Genomic DNA, 14,660 nt, shown 5'->3' on the forward strand with positions numbered 1-14,660 from the left:
ATTCATCCTGATACCCCCTGACGGCAGCATCGCCGGCAGGTGAAGCTCGAAAACGGTCTGTCAGATCGGCCCACTCAGCGTGTTGCACTCCGACAGCTTGCCGCTCTTGTAACCACGCGCCAGCCAGGTCTGCCGCTGCTGCGAGGTGCCGTGGTTGAAGCTTTCCGGCACAACATAGCCTTGCGTCTTCTTCTGCAGCGTGTCGTCGCCGATCTGCTTGGCGGCGTTCAGTGCGCTCTCGATGTCGCCCTGCTCCAATATGCCTTTCTGCCCGGTGTAATGCGCCCACACGCCGGCAAAGCAGTCGGCCTGAAGCTCGATTCGCACCGACATCTGGTTGGCTTCGACCTCGCCCATGCTTTGCCGCATCTGGTTGAACTTGGACATGATGCCGGTCAGGTTCTGCACGTGGTGGCCGACCTCATGCGCAATCACATAGGCGCGGGCGAATTCGCCCGAGGCGCCGAACTGCTGGTCGAGCTGCTGGAAGAAGGTCATGTCGAGATAGACCTTGTGGTCGCCGGGACAATAGAACGGTCCGGCCGCCGCGGAAGCGAAGCCGCAGGCCGAGCGGACCTGGCCGGAAAACAGCACCAGTTTCGGATCCTCGTAGGTTAGGCCCTGAGATTTGAAGATGCCGGACCAGGTGTCCTCGGTCTCGGCCAGCACGGTGGCCACGAACTGCTTCATCTCGTCATTGGCCGGTGTGGCACCGTTGTCCTGTCCGCTGTTGTCGGTGATCTGGCCGCCGCCGCCCGGCAGCAGGCCGCCGTCGCCGCCACCTAGGATCGTCGACGGATCGAAGCCGAAATACCATCCGGCCAGCACCACCAGGATGACGAGGAAGATGCTGCCGCCGCCACCGGTGCGGCCGCCGATCGGAATGCGGAACTGGCCACCGCCGCCGCCGAGTCCGCCACCGCCGCTGTCGCTGCGGTCGTCCTCGATATTGTCACTCTGACGACGGCCCTTCCAGAGCATGGCAACTCCTCGTGCAGCAACTTCCCCGTTGTTCCGGGGCAACAAACAATTATCCCAATGGTTGCGCCAAGTCACAGCATTTTTCGATGGCCTTTTTGGCCATACGGGTCGCCTTGCGGCCAAGCTCGTTGCGGCGAGCGGCTCGGCGTTGCAATCGTCCCCATGGCCGAGACTATCGAAGACCGTTAATGTCCGTTTCTCTGGGAAGCGAGGGGCGCTTGCGGACGATCGGCCAATTCCTGCTGTTGCTGACGGCATTGACTTGTTTCGGCATCGGGTCCGCCCGTGCCGCCACGCTCGATTCCAGCGTTGCCGTCACCGATCCCGCCACCTTGCAGGCGCTGGAGCGTGGTGGCCTGTCGATCAGCCGCCTGCTGGGCCCGGCACTCGGCCTCACCCGCGAGGTCGACAATCGCGGCCTGTTTTCGGTGCCGGCGCTGGCCACGGTGCGCGACACAGTCAAGCGGCAGATAGCCGACGAGCCGAAGACCAGCCCCGATCCCTATGTTGCTGCCATGGCGAAGTCGAAGGACACCAGCCAGAAATTCAATCCGAAATACATCGATGACGACGGCTCGACGCTGGACCTGACCGGCGTCGTCAACCGCATGGACCGCGGCTATCTCGGCCACACCGAATGCGGCGAAATCCGGCTGATCTACCGTTTCCACTATTCGGTCGCGGAAAAGCCTGTGAAGGGAAAGGCGGGCCAGCGCATTTCCTCGCGCCTGCCGCTGACCATGAGCCTGGTGTTCAACGCCAAACCCAGGCAGGCACAAGCGCGCGCCTCGAAGGACCTGCCAAGCGCCACTGACGTGTCCTGCGCCGATGTTGCCCAGCGCTGGCTGGCAGCTGGAAAAAAAGACCTGCCACCCGACCAGCTTGCCGCCTGGCTGCGCTCCGACGAAGGGCCGCTGTCAGGCACCATGCTGAATTCGTCGCAGATCATGCGGCTCGAACTCAACATGCAGGTGCTCAGGCTGTCGGCCTCGACGCGGCGCGATTTCGGCGGCCATGCCGAATATCTCCTGAAGATCTTCAAATGGGATCCGGCTGCGTCCAGCTTCTATGAAGCGAAGATGGAAAACCAGATCGACCGCGCCATTGTGCTGGCCGACAAGCCGTCCTTCGCCAAATGGCTGCTCACCGACCGCAACATCTACGACCTCGACCATGGCCGGCTGGTGATCGACGAAAAGTTCCTGGCCAGGAGCGCCGTCTCCGTCGCCCCCGGCGGTCTCAGCCGGTCGCAGAACAACATCGTCTACGGGCTGGTCGACGACGCGGACATCGACAAGGCGCTGAAGAACTATATCGCCAGGGGCAACACACTCTCGACCATCAAGTCGGTGGCCGGCTTCAACTTGCGGCTCAACGAGATGAGCTGCACCGGCTGCCATCAGACGCGTGGCATTGCCGGTTTCCACTACACCGGCGCAGATCCGGTGAGCGAGCCGCGCCGCAACGCCGTCTTCGTGCCGGGCTCGGCCGTGTTCTTCGCCGACCTGCCGCGCCGCCGCGCCATCGTCGAGCAGTTCGCCGCCGGCAGTCAGCTAGACTTTACGCGCAGCTTCGCCGCCCGTCCGGACGCCAGATATGCCGAGGCGCTGAAAGACACCGACCTCTACAATGGCTGGGGCTCGATCTGCTATCGCGGCGAGGATGCAAGTTTCAAGGACTGGAGCTGCGGTGCGGGCCTGCGCTGCGCCGGTGTCCACGAAAGCGCCTTCCATCCAGGCTTCGGCACCTGCGTCAGCGAAGCAGGCACGGTGGTCGGCGACCCCGTCGAGTTCGGCGAGATCAAGATGTCGAGCTGGGGCAGCGACCAGTATTGCCGCCTGTCGCCGGCCACCGCCAAGGCCTGCGCCATCGACTCCGCGAAGGACAAGAAGCCGCTGGTCAAACTCGCCGGCTATGGCGCCGCGCGCCAGCGCTACGACAATCCGCAGCAGAAGACCGGCGGCTTTCCCGGTGGCATGCTGCGCAAGGCAAGCTGCGACAAGCTTCCCGACGAAGCAACGTGCGGGCGTCTGGCCAAGACCGGCTTCAACGACTGCATCGCGTCGGGCAAGGACCACAAATTCTGCACGAAGGAATTTACCAAGACCGCCGGCCTACGAGCCTGCGACAAGGCGCATCCCTGCCGCGAGGACTACATCTGCACCGCAGGCTATGACGATCTGGCGGAAGCGAAAGCTGGCAAAGGCACCTGCATTCCGCCCTATTTCATCTTCCAGTTCCGCGTCGACGGCCACCCGCGCAGCTGGGTGCAGGACGTCCGCGAGTGAGGGAACGGTTTGTTGAAAGCGCCGCCACCACGTTCCGGCAGACGGCGTTCGCCCAGAACAGCTGACGTCAACCTGACAGACGTCTAATCTTCCTGCTTGGCGCCGGCGCTCTTGCCGTCGGAGCTCTTCGAACGTTCCTCGAAACGCGCCGCGCCCTTTTTCAGCGAATGGTGGGTTTCGGCCTCGGTTTTGCGCTCATCGCTTGCCGCCGCCTGTGTCAGTCCCTCGGCAGCCTGCTTGCCCTTTGCGGTCGGTGCCCGTTCAACGCCCATCGCTTCCTCCCTTGCCGCGACATCGCGCGGTGTCAGCAGCAACGTGCGTGGCGTACGGCGGTTCCGGCGGCTCAGGAAATCCAGCGGCGGGTTCGGCTCAACGCGTCGCCGTCATCGCCTTGCGAAACGCTTCCAGCGTCTCGACGCTGACATGGTGCTCGATGCCTTCGGCGTCGATGCGCGCCGTCTCGGCGCTGACACCGAGCGAGCGCAAAAAGGCTTCCACCGTCTGGTGGCGGATGCGGCTCTCCTCGGCGACCTTGCGGCCGGCATCGGTCAGGAAAACGCCGCGATAGGGCTTTCGCGACACCAGCCCGTCGGCGCACAGCCTGGTCAGCATCTTGGCCACCGTCGGCTGGGCAACGCCAAGGCGTGCGGCAATGTCGACCTGGCGCGCCTCGTTGCCGTCCTCGATCAGATCGGCGATCAGCTCGACATAATCCTCGACCAGCGCGCTGCGGCGCGCTTCGCGCTGCTGCCGGAATCCCTCCGAATGAATTTCGGCGTCGAGCAGCGGCTCACGCGGGACTGGTCTGTTCTTCGGCGCCAATATGCGCTCCTCCCGAGGCTATCACCCGTCCACGCTTTCATAGCACGGGCTCTGATTCTTCAGGGCGTTTATTTGCATTCCGCCACAGGTGCAACCAGCGCTTCCGATTGCCGTTTCACCCGATGACCGCCAGCCGCCTAAAAGCAACGACAATGAAATATAGCATATTGCATAATGTTGAGCCATGGCATAGCTTGAGGCAACATCGTCCAGTCTCGCGGAAAGCCCTCCTTCATGTCTGAAGCCGAAGCCACAGCCTCCCGTTCCTCATGGCGGTTCGCCAGGCCCGACGAGGACGAGCAGCCCAGCCTGCGCGAAGTCAATTCCACAATCGCCGTGCCAAGCTCGGGCGTCTGGTTCCGTCGCCTGTTCGCCTTCATGGGTCCCGGCTACATGGTCTCGGTCGGCTATATGGACCCGGGCAACTGGGCGACGGATCTCGCCGGCGGTGCGCAGTTCGGCTACACGCTGCTGTTCATCATCATGCTGTCCAACCTGATGGCGATCCTTTTGCAGGCGCTGGCGGCACGGCTCGGCATCGCCACCGGCCGCGACCTCGCCCAGGCCTGCCGCGCCTACTATCCCCGTCCAGTCAATTTCGTGCTGTGGATCGCCTGCGAACTGGCCATCATCGCCTGCGATCTGGCCGAAGTCATCGGCACGGCGATCGCGCTGCAACTTCTGTTCGGCATTCCGCTGATCGGCGGCGCCATGCTGACGGCGCTCGATGCCTTCCTCGTGCTGCTGTTGATGAACAAGGGCTTCCGCTATCTCGAAGCCTTCGTCATCGCGCTTTTGATCATCATCTTCAGCTGCTTCGCCATCCAGATCTTCGTCGCCGCCCCGCCGGCCGGCTCGATCCTGCATGCCATGTTCGTGCCGTCGTCGGAAATCGTCACCAATCCGGCGATGCTCTACATCGCCATCGGCATCATCGGCGCCACCGTCATGCCGCACAATCTCTATCTGCACTCTTCGATCGTGCAGACCCGCGCCTATGAACGCACCGACAAGGGCAAGCGCGATGCCATCAAATGGGCAACGACGGACTCGACCATCGCCCTGATGCTGGCGCTGTTCGTCAACGCCTCGATCCTCATCGTGTCGGCGGTCGCCTTCCATAACACCGGCCATCAGGACGTTGCCGAGATCGGCCAAGCCTTCGAGCTGCTGTCGCCGCTGCTCGGCCTCGGCATCGCCTCGATCCTGTTCGCGGTGGCGCTGCTGGCTTCCGGCCTCAACTCCACGGTGACGGCGACGCTTGCTGGCCAGATCATCATGGAAGGCTTTCTGCGCCTGCGCATCCCCAACTGGGCACGTCGGCTTCTGACGCGCGGCCTCGCCATCATCCCGGTGGTGGTCGTCACCGCGCTCTATGGCGAAAAGGGCACCGGCCAGCTGCTGGTGTTCAGCCAGGTGATCCTGTCGATGCAGTTGCCTTTCGCAGTCGTCCCGCTGGTGCAATTCGTCTCCGACAAGAAGAAGATGGGCAATCTCGCCATTCCGCGCGGCGTCGCCGCCCTTGCCTGGGTGGTCGCCGCAGTCATCCTGGGGCTCAACTTCAAGCTGCTCTACGACACCCTGTTCGGGATCGGCTAAGCTCCGCCTCGCCGGGAAATCGACTACCCTCTGCGCAGAGGGTAGCCTCGCGACAAATTGGCAATCCGCGCTATGTTGTCCCGCAGCATGGCCCGGATCGAAGACATCAGGAAATTCTACGCGCGGCTGCTGGTCGCCAATGCCGGCTCGCCCGACCCACGCCTGGAAGCGGCTTTCGCCGAGGTGCCACGCGAAGCGTTTCTCGGTCCCGGGCCGTGGACGGTCATCGCCGGCAACGGCAAGGTCACGACGCCGAGCGCCGACCCGGCTCATATCTATCAGAACGTGCTGGTGACGCTCGACGACGACAAGGGCATCAACAATGGCGAGCCCTTCCTGCACGCCATGTGGATCGGAAAGCTTGCGCCTAAACCTGGTGAGGCCGTCACTCATATCGGCGCCGGCACCGGCTACTACACCGCCGTGCTGGCCAGGCTGGTTTTACCAGGCGGCACCGTCACCGGCTTCGAACTCGACGAAAAACTGGCCGATCTGGCGCGCAAAAATCTCGAAGCATATGGCAATGCAACGGTCGTCCATGGCGATGCGGTGACGACGCCCCTGCCGCCATCCGACATCATCTATGTCAATGCTGGCGTCGCAGCGCCACCAGCAGGGTGGCTGAAGGCGCTGCGACCTGGCGGCCGCATGATCTTCCCCTGGCGCCCGGCCGAGCGCGTCCCACTGGCGGTGATGGTGATCCGCACGCAAAAAGGCTTCGCCTGCGATCCGTTCATGCGATCGTGGTTCATTCCCTGTGTCGGCGCCTCGCTCGCAGACTCAGCGTCGAGGATCCCGACGCGCGAGCAGGCCGCGCGCAGCCGCTCGATCTGGCTGGTCCAGGACAGGGCACCGGACGACACCGCCACCGCCATATCGGGCGATGTCTGGTTCTCGTCGGAAGATCTCCACCCCGGGCCTCGCAAATGATGGTGGTTTGCCAAAATTTCATATGTCCTGTCGGACCGGTGGCTCGTCGCCCGTCCTTGGGCTGAAGTCCGGCCACGACGGCGTGGATCGAAGAACGGGAGCATTGGAATGAGAAAGATCATCTCTGCGACATTCGTCAGCCTTGACGGCGTCATGCAGGCACCCGGCGGCCCGGAAGAGGATCCGGCCGGCGGCTTCAAGTTCGGCGGCTGGACCTTCCATTACGTTGACGAGGCGGGGGCCGCGGCGATGGATGAACTGTTCTCCAAGCCTTTCGCCCTGCTGCTCGGCCGCAGAACCTACGACATCTTCGCCGCCTACTGGCCGTATCAGAAAGATCCGATCGCGGATGCCTTCAACCCCGCGACCAAATATGTGGCGACGCATCGGCCTGACACCCTCACCTGGCAGAACACGCAAGCGCTCGGAGCCGATATCATCGCGACGTTGCGCCGCCTCAAGCAGGAGGATGGGCCGGACCTGCTCATCCAGGGATCTGGCGATCTGATCCAGACTTTGCTCGCCAACGGGCTGATCGACGAAATTCGGCTGATGATCTTCCCGCTATTGCTGGGCAAGGGCAAGCGGCTGTTCGGCGACAGCGCGATGCCGGCCGCCTTCAAGCTCATCAAGTCGCAGGCAACCAGCACCGGCGTCATCATGGCGACCTACGAACGATCGGGCGAGATCAAGGTTGGGTCGTTTGTCACAGGGGAGCCGTCCGACGCCGAGCTCGAACGGCGCAAGAACTGGAAGTAGCAGGACGGCCTTTGCACCCTTTCCTCTCCCCCGATCGACGGGGTAGAGGAACCCAAGTTCTGAGAAGTCTCTCAAGCCGCCACCGGCCGTCGTGCCAGCCCATCGCGGATATGGCGTGCGAATTCCTGCGCCGCCGGCCCTACCCCATGCCTCGGCAGATGCAGGTTGATGGCAAAATTCGGCAGTGGCGGCAGGCCGGACTCCGGTGGCAATATGTCGAGATCCGCCGGAACCGTGGAGGCTAGCCAGGCGGTGACGGCGAGGTCGGAGCGCACCGTCGCCGTCGTCGCGTCGATGTTGCCGTTTTCGAACACGGTGCGCCACTCCAGCCCATGCTCACCGAGCGCCGCCAGCACCGCCGGGCGGAAGGCGCAGGTGTCGGCGACGATCGACACCGGCAGCGGCCGCTTGGCGCGGGCAACGCCGCCCTTGGCGCCGACCCAGACCAGCCGGTCGATGGCAAGGCACTCGCCCGCCGACGGGCCGACGCGTTCCTCGATCACCGCAAGGTCGATGGTCCCGGCCGCAAGGGCAGCAGCCAATTCCGGCGACGAGGCGCAGACCAGCGATATCTCAACCTGCGGATAGGTCTCGGCATAGGTCTTCAGCACCGGCGCCAGCAAGGTGCCGACAAGGTCGTAGGGCACGCCGAGCCGCACCTGGCCGGCCACCGGTGTCCCAGCCATCTCCGCCCAGATCTCGTCATTCAAGGCCAGCAACCGCTTGCCCCTGCCGAACAGCTGTTCACCGGCGCGCGTCAGCCGCAAGCCGCGCCGGTCGCGCTCGAAGAGGCTGGAGCCGAGCGCCTCCTCCAGCCGCTTGACCTGCTGGCTGACAGCACCTTGCGTCAGGTGCAGCGCATTGGCCGCCGCCGTCATGCTGGCCTTGTCGGCGACGGTGATGAAGGTGCGGATCAGCGCCATGTCGAGATTTCGGATCATGGCTGGCATTATCCATCCTAATGCCGACCATGGCAAACATTGCATTTACTGAAGTTCGCGCGCAGCTACGATCGCAGCCCTGACAGAGGACGCCGCATGCTCGAGCCCATTCTCCCGCTCATCCTGTTTGCCATCGTCGCCACCACCACGCCCGGCATCGCCACAACCCTGTCTACGGCGTCCGGCGCCCAGTTCGGGTTTCGCCGTTCCGTGCCTCTGCTGGTCGGCAGCGCCGCCGGCCTCGCCACGGTGACGGGTGCCGCCGCCGCCGGGCTCGCCGGTCTGCTGCTTGCCATGCCTTCGCTGCAACTGGCCATGAAGGTCATCGGCTCGCTCTATCTCCTCTGGCTGGCGATCAAGATCGGCCGCAGCGGACCGCCCAATCTGGATGTGAGCATGGCCAGGCCGAACAGCTTTCTCGGCGGCGCCGGCATTCAATGGATGAACCCGAAGGGCTGGGCGATGGGGCTGGGCGCCGCGGCCTCGTTCGCGGCGCTGGCCAGCGGGCCGATGCAGCTCGCGCTGCTGCTCGGCGCCACTTTCGGCCTCGCGGCGGCCGCCTCGCTGTCGCTGTGGTGCGTGGCCGGAATGGTGCTGGCGCGGCTGCTCAAGACCGAATGGCAATGGCGCGCGCTCAACATCGTGCTGGCGCTGGTGCTGGCCGCCTCGATCATTCCGATGTGGCGGACGGCGTAAAGCGCGGCCTTGCAGAACCTGGGTTCCTCGCCCCCGCAACGCGGGGGAGAGGTGGCCGCGAAGCGGTCGGAGAGGGGGCATCGTAGGGCGGATACTTCTTGAAACTTGATCTCCGTCGAGCCAGTCCCCCTCTCCGTCTCGGCTTCGCCGAGCCACCTCTCCCCCACATTCGTGGGGGCGAGGAACCCAGTTTCTGCTATCGGCCTCGAAACCCTCAAGCCGCGTAGCGGGCCGCCGGCTTGTCGGCGTGCAGGCTGCCGTAGAAGGCCTGCCGGGCACCGAGGAAAATGTCCAGCTTGGCCGGCTCGGCGAGCGCCGGCACGGTGACGGCTTCACCCCTGGCAAGGCCGACAAGGGCCGCATCGACCATATCGTCGGCCGTCATGATGATTTCCTTCGGAAGCTGGTCGATATCGCTGCCGGCAAGCTCCCAGAAATCGGTCCGTGTCGCGCCCGGCAGCACCACCTGCACCTTCACCTCCGTACCCGCGACCTCGCGGTGCAGAGCCTCGGTGAAGTTGACGACATAGGCCTTGGTGCCGCTGTAGATGCCGCCGAACGAGGTCTCATAGGCGAGCACCGAGGCGATGTTGACGACCGCACCTCGGTTGCGCGCCAAAAACCCCGGCAGCACGGCACGGGTCAGCCGCGTCAGGGCGATGACATTGACCTTGATCATGCGTTCGGCAGCGTCCGCATCGGCGGTTGCCACCACGGACTGGCCGCCAAGGCCGGCATTGTTGACCAGCAGCGTCACGCTGTCGTCGCTGGCGATCGCCTGCTCGACGCGGCGGACGTCGTCGTCGTTGGAGAGGTCGGCGCTGATCACGCTGACCTTGCGGCTATAGGTCTGGCGCAGCTTCCCGGCCAGTTCCTCCAGCCGGTCGGCGCGCCGCGCCACCAGCACCAGATCGTAGCCCTGCCCCGCCAGCCGGTCGGCATAGACCGCGCCGATGCCCGACGAAGCACCGGTGACGACCGCCGTGCCCTTGTTGCCCTGTCCACTCATTGTCCTGTTCCTTCTTCGACTGATCTGGTTCGCTTCGACTGATCCGGCGCCGTGGCATCTGCCGCGCTGCCGGAAAGCCGCTTGATTTGATTTAGTGGCATATGCCACTAATCGTGAAGTAGGCATATGCCACTATCTTGTCAATGATACGGACGAGGATTATTTGAGGGTAGCAGCCGGGCCTCATTCGCCGGCGCCAAGGACCATCATGTCAAAGGACAGCTTGCCCGGCCTCACGCTCTGCAACAACGCCGCGCTGCGCCGTGCGGCGCGCAAGCTCGGCAAGTTTTATGATGATGTGGTGGAGCCGTCAGGCCTCAAGGCGACGCAGCAGGGCCTGCTCTACCAGATCCATATCGGCGCCGAGCCGGCGATGGGGGCTATCGCCACGTCGCTGATCATGGACCTGTCGGCGCTCGGCCATACGCTGAAACCACTGATCCGCGACGGCTATGTCGAGACTTTCGCCGATCCGGAGGACCGCCGCGTCAAGCGTGTGCGGCTGACGCCGCAAGGGTTGGCCAAGCTCGAGGCAGCGATGAAGCTGTGGCAAATCGCCCAGCAGCGTTGCGAGGATGTCGTCGGCAGGGACAAGGCTGAAAAGCTGCGCGCGGCGCTGGATGACATCGCCGCGCTGGATTTTGATCTGCCCCCGGCCAGCTGAGCCGGCCGACGGCTTTCAAAGAGATTACTCGGCAGGCATCTCTACAGGCCGAGCCGCCCGGCGGCCGGCCACCACGATGCCAAGCCCGACGATCGGGAAGATCGCGGCGATCAGGCCGAGATCGGCCGGCGCGCCGTAGCGCAGCACGGCACCGCCCACCACCGCGCCGAGTGCGACGCCCAGATAGAGCGCCGAGGCATTGAGCGACAGCACGATCGGGGCGGCATCGGGCGCCAGCTTGATGATGCGGCTGGCCTGCGCCGGCGGGAAGGCCCAGCCGACGATGCCCCACGGCACCATCATCGCCATCAGCGCCGGTCCGGCAATATGCGGCGGCAGAAAGGTCGGGATGACCGACAGCAGGACCAGCATGCCGGCGCTCAGCGCCAACGACCAGCCGACGGTGCGGGTCGCGCCGAACCGGTCGGCGGCCTGGCCGCCGCCAATGTTGCCGATGACGGCGCCGACGCCGAAGGCGAGCAGCATGCCGGGCAGCGCGATCTGGCTGAGACCGCCGCCCTCGATGGCAAGCGGCGCGACATAGGCAAAGACGGTGAAGGCGCCGATCAGCGCCAGCACCGTCGTCAACAGGATCGGCATCACGCCGGGACGCAGCGCTGCCGCCAGCCTGCGCTTCAAGGGCAGCCTGGTGCCAACGATGCCCCGCGGCAGCCGGTACCACAGGATCGCGCCTGCAAGCGCGCCAAGGCCGGCGATGGCAAAAAAGGTGCCGCGCCAGCCGGCAACGGTGGCAACGAGCGCGCCCAGTGGCGCACCCAGTGCAACGGCCACCGTGGTTCCGCCGACGACGACGGCGATGGCACGCGCCCGGTGATGGTCATCGACCAGCGCCACCGCGGTGCCTTGCGCGGTTGCGGCGAACAGGCCCGACGACAGCGCCATGACGATGCGCGCGATCAGCAGCAGTTCGAAGGAGGAACTCAAGGCAGCGGCGATGTTGCCGAGCACGAAGAACACCAGCGTCCACAGGATGACGCGGCGCCGGTCCCATTCGCCTGTCAGCGTCGCCAGGATCGGCGTGCCGATCGCATAGGCGAGCGCAAAGGCGGTGATCAGCGTGCCGGCCAGCGGAATGGAGATGCCGGCATCCGCCGCGATGTCGGGCAGAAGGCTGGAGATGACGAAGCCTTCGGTCGAGATCGTAAACGATCCGAGCGCTAGCCAGAAAAGGCGCTTGTCCATGGCGGGATGTCCTTAGTTCAAAAGTTATTGAACAATTGGACATAATAGGGCATCATGTCAATGAAGCCAGGGAAAAATAGCTGAACCTTCCTGACAGCCCTGTGTCAGCACAGGTCGGCGCGAGACGGAGAAAGGCCGCGTGCGGGCCAACAATGATGGATGCGTTGAAATCGGACCCGACTGTGCTTAGTTTCGAGCCATGACCTTGCCACACCCCAATACGGACCAGATCAGCCTGCCGATCGTGCTTGGCGTGCTCGGCGATCCGACCCGGCTCGCCATCGTGCGCTATCTCGCCAGCAAGCAAGGCGTGCCGCTGAACTGCAGCCAGTTCCTGGATTTCGGCTCGAAGACCAATCTGAGCTACCACCTCGCCAAACTGCGCGAGGCCGGCGTCACCCGTGCCGAGGTGGTCGGCACCAACCGCATGATCACACTGCGCCGCGCCGATCTCGACGCCCGCTTCCCCGGCCTGCTCGACAGCGTCATCGCCGCCGCCGGCGACGATCCGGCAGTGCCGGCGGTCGGCGGCCACGACATCGAAGTGCACGCGTAGGCTGTTTCCTCGCACGACGAAACGCAGAGCTCGCATATGAATTCTTACGAAGATGGCCCCCACTCCGTCGAGCTTCTATCGTCGACGGAGGAGAGGGAAGGCGCGACTTCGCCAACCTTGGCTCCCTTCCTCTCCCTCCGGAGGGGGGAGAGCGACGGGGGAGAGGAAAGGCGCGAGTCAGGTGGGGTACATCGTAGAGCAGAAGCCTCGGCTTCCCATATGCGATAGCCCTGCCGTAAAACGGGGCCGCCAACCCACGGAGCCTCCCCCTATGCGCATTGCCGTACTGGCCGATATCCACGGCAACGTCCTGGCACTCGACGCTGTGCTCGATGATCTGCGCCGGCGCGGCGGCGCCGACCTGACCGTCAACCTGGGTGACAGCGTTTCCGGCCCGCTCTGGCCGCGCGAGACGTTTGCGCGGTTGGAGGCGCTGAACCTGCCGACAGTGCGCGGCAACCACGACCGCCGTGTCGCCGCCGACCCCGCTGATGACACCATGTGGCCCTCCGACGCCTATGCGCAGGAGCGGCTGACCGAGACGCAGCGCCAGATGCTTTTCGCCCAGCCGCTGACGCTGGAGATCGCACCCGGAATCATCGCTTTCCACGCCCGTCCCGACCATGACGAGAAATATCTCGCCGATACCATCGTCAATGGCCAGCTGGTGCGTGCGCCGCTGACGGCGATCCGGCGGCGGCTGAAGGCGCTCGACCCGGCTTGCCGCATCGCGCTGTGCGGCCACAGCCACCGCGCGGAACTGATCCGCGTCCCCGATGGTCCCGTCATTTTCAACCCGGGCAGCATCGGCTGCCCCGCCTATGACGATTCCACACCGCCGGCGCATGTCTCCGAGCAGGGCTCGCCGCATGCGCGCTACGGCATCGTCACCTTGGGCAGCAACGGCCAGTCCGACCGCTTCGAGGCCATCGCCGTCGACTACGACCACGAGGCGGCCGCCAGGCAAGCCGAACAGGCGGGCCGGCCGGAATGGGCTCACGCGCTCAGAACAGGGTTCATGCCCCTGCCCGGCTGAACGCTCTTGCGTTCATGCCCGGCTGAGTAGGCTCACGGCCTGGCGGGCCGGGTTGGGACCGGCGGAACGGCGAGCCGAATTTTCGGGCTTACATGGCGCCGCGGCGTCCCTTATAAAACCGGCCGGGCTTGCGGCGGGCTCGATCCGCCGCGGCATGATGTCAGCGCACGGCCAAACGATGAGGCGCACAGTTACGCTCCGAACAACCCTGCATGCGCTGATTGCTGCTCCGCTGTTGATGACGGCGTGGCCGGTGATTGCCCCCGCTATGGCTGAAGAGATGGCCCAAGAGGCGCCGGACCTCGTCATCTCCGTCGTCACCGGCCTGGCGCCGGACGACCTTCTCAAGGTCCGCACCACCGCATCGCCGGTCGCCACGGTCGAGGCGCGGCTGAGCAGCGGCGACATGGTCACCAATCTCGGCTGCAACGACATCAACGGCTACAAATGGTGCAAGATCGAGAGCACGGGCAAGGAGAAGCTGAGCGGCTGGGCGCCGGCGCGCTATCTCATTCCCCTCAATCCGGCCCCCTATGTCGAAGGCGAGACAAGACCGGCCGATGCGCCGGTGGTTGCCTCCACCGGCAGCGCCAATGAGGCCGGGCAGGCCTCGGCGCCGGATCAATCGCAGGCCACCGATAGGGCGCCGGTCGCACCGCCCGACCTGACAGCGCGGCTTGGCGGCGCCGGTCCGGCAGTCGAAAGCACGCCAAAATCCGCCGCCGAAATCGGCCGCGCCGCGATGCAGGATGCGTACGTACTGGCGCTGGCGGCGCCTGACGTCCCGCTTGATTCCGTTCCGACGCCGGCTTCTGGCCCCGAGATTCCCTGCGCCCGCTATGTCGGCCAGCCAATGGAGCGCTGCAAGGTCAGCGTGGTGCACACCGCCGACAAGGCGAACATCACTGTGACCTGGCCCGATGGCGGCACGCGCATCATCTCCTTCCGTGCCGGCCAGCCGGCCGGTTCCGACGCGGACGGCAATTTCCGCTTCACTCGGGAGGGCAGCCTCAACATGATACGCATCGGCGAGGCCGAGCGGTTTGAGATTACGGATCAGCTGGCGCTGGGGAATTAGAATTTAAGGGAGTAAGGGAGTAGGGGAATAAGGGAGTATGTTTGGAATTCCCTCGAACCCACCCTATTCCCCTATTCCCCTATTCCCCTATTCCCCTA

General features: G+C 64.7%; 15 protein-coding genes. 9 read left to right on the forward strand and 6 right to left on the reverse strand.

What is annotated here, in order from left to right; all coding sequences use genetic code 11:
* Nucleotides 1-60: 60 nt before the first annotated feature.
* Nucleotides 61-981: a neutral zinc metallopeptidase gene (locus EOA19_RS28485; protein ID WP_023809690.1), complete on the reverse strand. Its 921-nt coding sequence runs from the start codon at nucleotides 979-981 to the stop codon at nucleotides 61-63.
* A 188-nt stretch (nucleotides 982-1,169) separates the two neighbouring features.
* On the opposite strand from EOA19_RS28485, the gene EOA19_RS28490 reads away from it, so the two are divergent.
* Complete coding sequence (locus EOA19_RS28490) at nucleotides 1,170-3,269, forward strand: hypothetical protein (RefSeq protein WP_031212682.1); 2,100 nt, start codon at nucleotides 1,170-1,172, stop codon at nucleotides 3,267-3,269.
* A gap of 83 nt (nucleotides 3,270-3,352) precedes the next feature.
* Here EOA19_RS28490 and EOA19_RS28495 read toward each other — a convergent pair whose 3' ends face one another.
* Both EOA19_RS28495 and mntR read right to left on the reverse strand, forming a co-directional pair.
* Complete coding sequence (locus EOA19_RS28495; protein ID WP_023809692.1) at nucleotides 3,353-3,541, reverse strand: hypothetical protein; 189 nt, start codon at nucleotides 3,539-3,541, stop codon at nucleotides 3,353-3,355.
* 97 nt (nucleotides 3,542-3,638) lie between these two features.
* Nucleotides 3,639-4,091, reverse strand: coding sequence for a manganese-binding transcriptional regulator MntR (gene mntR / locus EOA19_RS28500; protein ID WP_023809693.1), 453 nt, complete (start codon nucleotides 4,089-4,091; stop codon nucleotides 3,639-3,641).
* A 234-nt stretch (nucleotides 4,092-4,325) separates the two neighbouring features.
* Between mntR and EOA19_RS28505 the strand changes: the two genes are divergently transcribed.
* The 3 genes from EOA19_RS28505 to EOA19_RS28515 all read left to right on the forward strand — a co-directional run bounded on the left by EOA19_RS28505 (nucleotide 4,326) and on the right by EOA19_RS28515 (nucleotide 7,379).
* Complete coding sequence (locus EOA19_RS28505; protein ID WP_023809694.1) at nucleotides 4,326-5,690, forward strand: Nramp family divalent metal transporter; 1,365 nt, start codon at nucleotides 4,326-4,328, stop codon at nucleotides 5,688-5,690.
* Between the two features lie 87 nt (nucleotides 5,691-5,777).
* Nucleotides 5,778-6,620: a protein-L-isoaspartate O-methyltransferase gene (locus EOA19_RS28510; protein ID WP_023809695.1), complete on the forward strand. Its 843-nt coding sequence runs from the start codon at nucleotides 5,778-5,780 to the stop codon at nucleotides 6,618-6,620.
* A gap of 108 nt (nucleotides 6,621-6,728) precedes the next feature.
* Nucleotides 6,729-7,379: a dihydrofolate reductase family protein gene (locus tag EOA19_RS28515; RefSeq protein ID WP_023809696.1), complete on the forward strand. Its 651-nt coding sequence runs from the start codon at nucleotides 6,729-6,731 to the stop codon at nucleotides 7,377-7,379.
* Between the two features lie 71 nt (nucleotides 7,380-7,450).
* On the opposite strand, the gene EOA19_RS28520 is transcribed toward EOA19_RS28515, so the two are convergent.
* The gene (locus EOA19_RS28520) at nucleotides 7,451-8,320 is read right to left on the reverse strand and encodes a LysR substrate-binding domain-containing protein (protein ID WP_023809697.1); all 870 of its coding nucleotides are present in this window, start codon (nucleotides 8,318-8,320) and stop codon (nucleotides 7,451-7,453) included.
* A 96-nt stretch (nucleotides 8,321-8,416) separates the two neighbouring features.
* Between EOA19_RS28520 and EOA19_RS28525 the strand changes: the two genes are divergently transcribed.
* The gene (locus EOA19_RS28525; RefSeq protein WP_023809698.1) at nucleotides 8,417-9,016 is read left to right on the forward strand and encodes a LysE family translocator; all 600 of its coding nucleotides are present in this window, start codon (nucleotides 8,417-8,419) and stop codon (nucleotides 9,014-9,016) included.
* Between the two features lie 214 nt (nucleotides 9,017-9,230).
* On the opposite strand, the gene EOA19_RS28530 is transcribed toward EOA19_RS28525, so the two are convergent.
* Nucleotides 9,231-10,025, reverse strand: coding sequence for an SDR family oxidoreductase (locus EOA19_RS28530; RefSeq protein ID WP_128305500.1), 795 nt, complete (start codon nucleotides 10,023-10,025; stop codon nucleotides 9,231-9,233).
* 208 nt (nucleotides 10,026-10,233) lie between these two features.
* Between EOA19_RS28530 and EOA19_RS28535 the strand changes: the two genes are divergently transcribed.
* The gene (locus tag EOA19_RS28535; RefSeq protein ID WP_128305501.1) at nucleotides 10,234-10,689 is read left to right on the forward strand and encodes a MarR family winged helix-turn-helix transcriptional regulator; all 456 of its coding nucleotides are present in this window, start codon (nucleotides 10,234-10,236) and stop codon (nucleotides 10,687-10,689) included.
* Between the two features lie 24 nt (nucleotides 10,690-10,713).
* Here the strand turns inward: EOA19_RS28535 and EOA19_RS28540 are convergent, their stop codons facing one another.
* Entirely contained in the window at nucleotides 10,714-11,892 is a 1,179-nt protein-coding gene (locus tag EOA19_RS28540) for an MFS transporter (protein WP_128305502.1), read from the reverse strand.
* 199 nt (nucleotides 11,893-12,091) lie between these two features.
* On the opposite strand from EOA19_RS28540, the gene EOA19_RS28545 reads away from it, so the two are divergent.
* From EOA19_RS28545 to EOA19_RS28555, 3 genes are all read left to right on the forward strand, one after another.
* On the forward strand, nucleotides 12,092-12,448 hold the full coding sequence (locus EOA19_RS28545) for a helix-turn-helix transcriptional regulator (RefSeq protein WP_128305503.1): 357 nt from the start codon (nucleotides 12,092-12,094) through the stop codon (nucleotides 12,446-12,448).
* 271 nt (nucleotides 12,449-12,719) lie between these two features.
* Complete coding sequence (locus tag EOA19_RS28550; protein ID WP_128305504.1) at nucleotides 12,720-13,484, forward strand: metallophosphoesterase family protein; 765 nt, start codon at nucleotides 12,720-12,722, stop codon at nucleotides 13,482-13,484.
* Nucleotides 13,485-13,752: 268 nt separating this feature from the next.
* A complete protein-coding gene (locus tag EOA19_RS28555; RefSeq protein WP_348629857.1) occupies nucleotides 13,753-14,562 on the forward strand; it encodes an SH3 domain-containing protein in 810 nt (269 codons plus the stop codon).
* Nucleotides 14,563-14,660 lie beyond the last annotated feature (98 nt).

This window comes from Mesorhizobium sp. M7A.F.Ca.US.010.02.1.1 (assembly GCF_004023085.1).
Taxonomy (GTDB): Bacteria; Pseudomonadota; Alphaproteobacteria; order Rhizobiales; family Rhizobiaceae; genus Mesorhizobium.

Excerpts from the sequence above, each read along its gene's own strand:
- EOA19_RS28515 (WP_023809696.1), top strand. The coding sequence starts at position 6,729 with ATGAGAAAGATCATCTCTGCGACATTCGTCAGCCTTGACGGCGTCATG.
- EOA19_RS28535 (WP_128305501.1), top strand. The coding sequence starts at position 10,234 with ATGTCAAAGGACAGCTTGCCCGGCCTCACGCTCTGCAACAACGCCGCG.
- EOA19_RS28510 (WP_023809695.1), top strand. The coding sequence starts at position 5,778 with ATGGCCCGGATCGAAGACATCAGGAAATTCTACGCGCGGCTGCTGGTC.
- EOA19_RS28540 (WP_128305502.1), bottom strand. The coding sequence starts at position 11,892 with ATGGACAAGCGCCTTTTCTGGCTAGCGCTCGGATCGTTTACGATCTCG.
- EOA19_RS28520 (WP_023809697.1), bottom strand. The coding sequence starts at position 8,320 with ATGATCCGAAATCTCGACATGGCGCTGATCCGCACCTTCATCACCGTC.
- EOA19_RS28550 (WP_128305504.1), top strand. The coding sequence starts at position 12,720 with ATGCGCATTGCCGTACTGGCCGATATCCACGGCAACGTCCTGGCACTC.
- EOA19_RS28545 (WP_128305503.1), top strand. The coding sequence starts at position 12,092 with ATGACCTTGCCACACCCCAATACGGACCAGATCAGCCTGCCGATCGTG.
- EOA19_RS28485 (WP_023809690.1), bottom strand. The coding sequence starts at position 981 with ATGCTCTGGAAGGGCCGTCGTCAGAGTGACAATATCGAGGACGACCGC.
- EOA19_RS28525 (WP_023809698.1), top strand. The coding sequence starts at position 8,417 with ATGCTCGAGCCCATTCTCCCGCTCATCCTGTTTGCCATCGTCGCCACC.
- EOA19_RS28505 (WP_023809694.1), top strand. The coding sequence starts at position 4,326 with ATGTCTGAAGCCGAAGCCACAGCCTCCCGTTCCTCATGGCGGTTCGCC.
- EOA19_RS28530 (WP_128305500.1), bottom strand. The coding sequence starts at position 10,025 with ATGAGTGGACAGGGCAACAAGGGCACGGCGGTCGTCACCGGTGCTTCG.
- EOA19_RS28555 (WP_348629857.1), top strand. The coding sequence starts at position 13,753 with ATGGCTGAAGAGATGGCCCAAGAGGCGCCGGACCTCGTCATCTCCGTC.
- EOA19_RS28495 (WP_023809692.1), bottom strand. The coding sequence starts at position 3,541 with ATGGGCGTTGAACGGGCACCGACCGCAAAGGGCAAGCAGGCTGCCGAG.
- EOA19_RS28490 (WP_031212682.1), top strand. The coding sequence starts at position 1,170 with ATGTCCGTTTCTCTGGGAAGCGAGGGGCGCTTGCGGACGATCGGCCAA.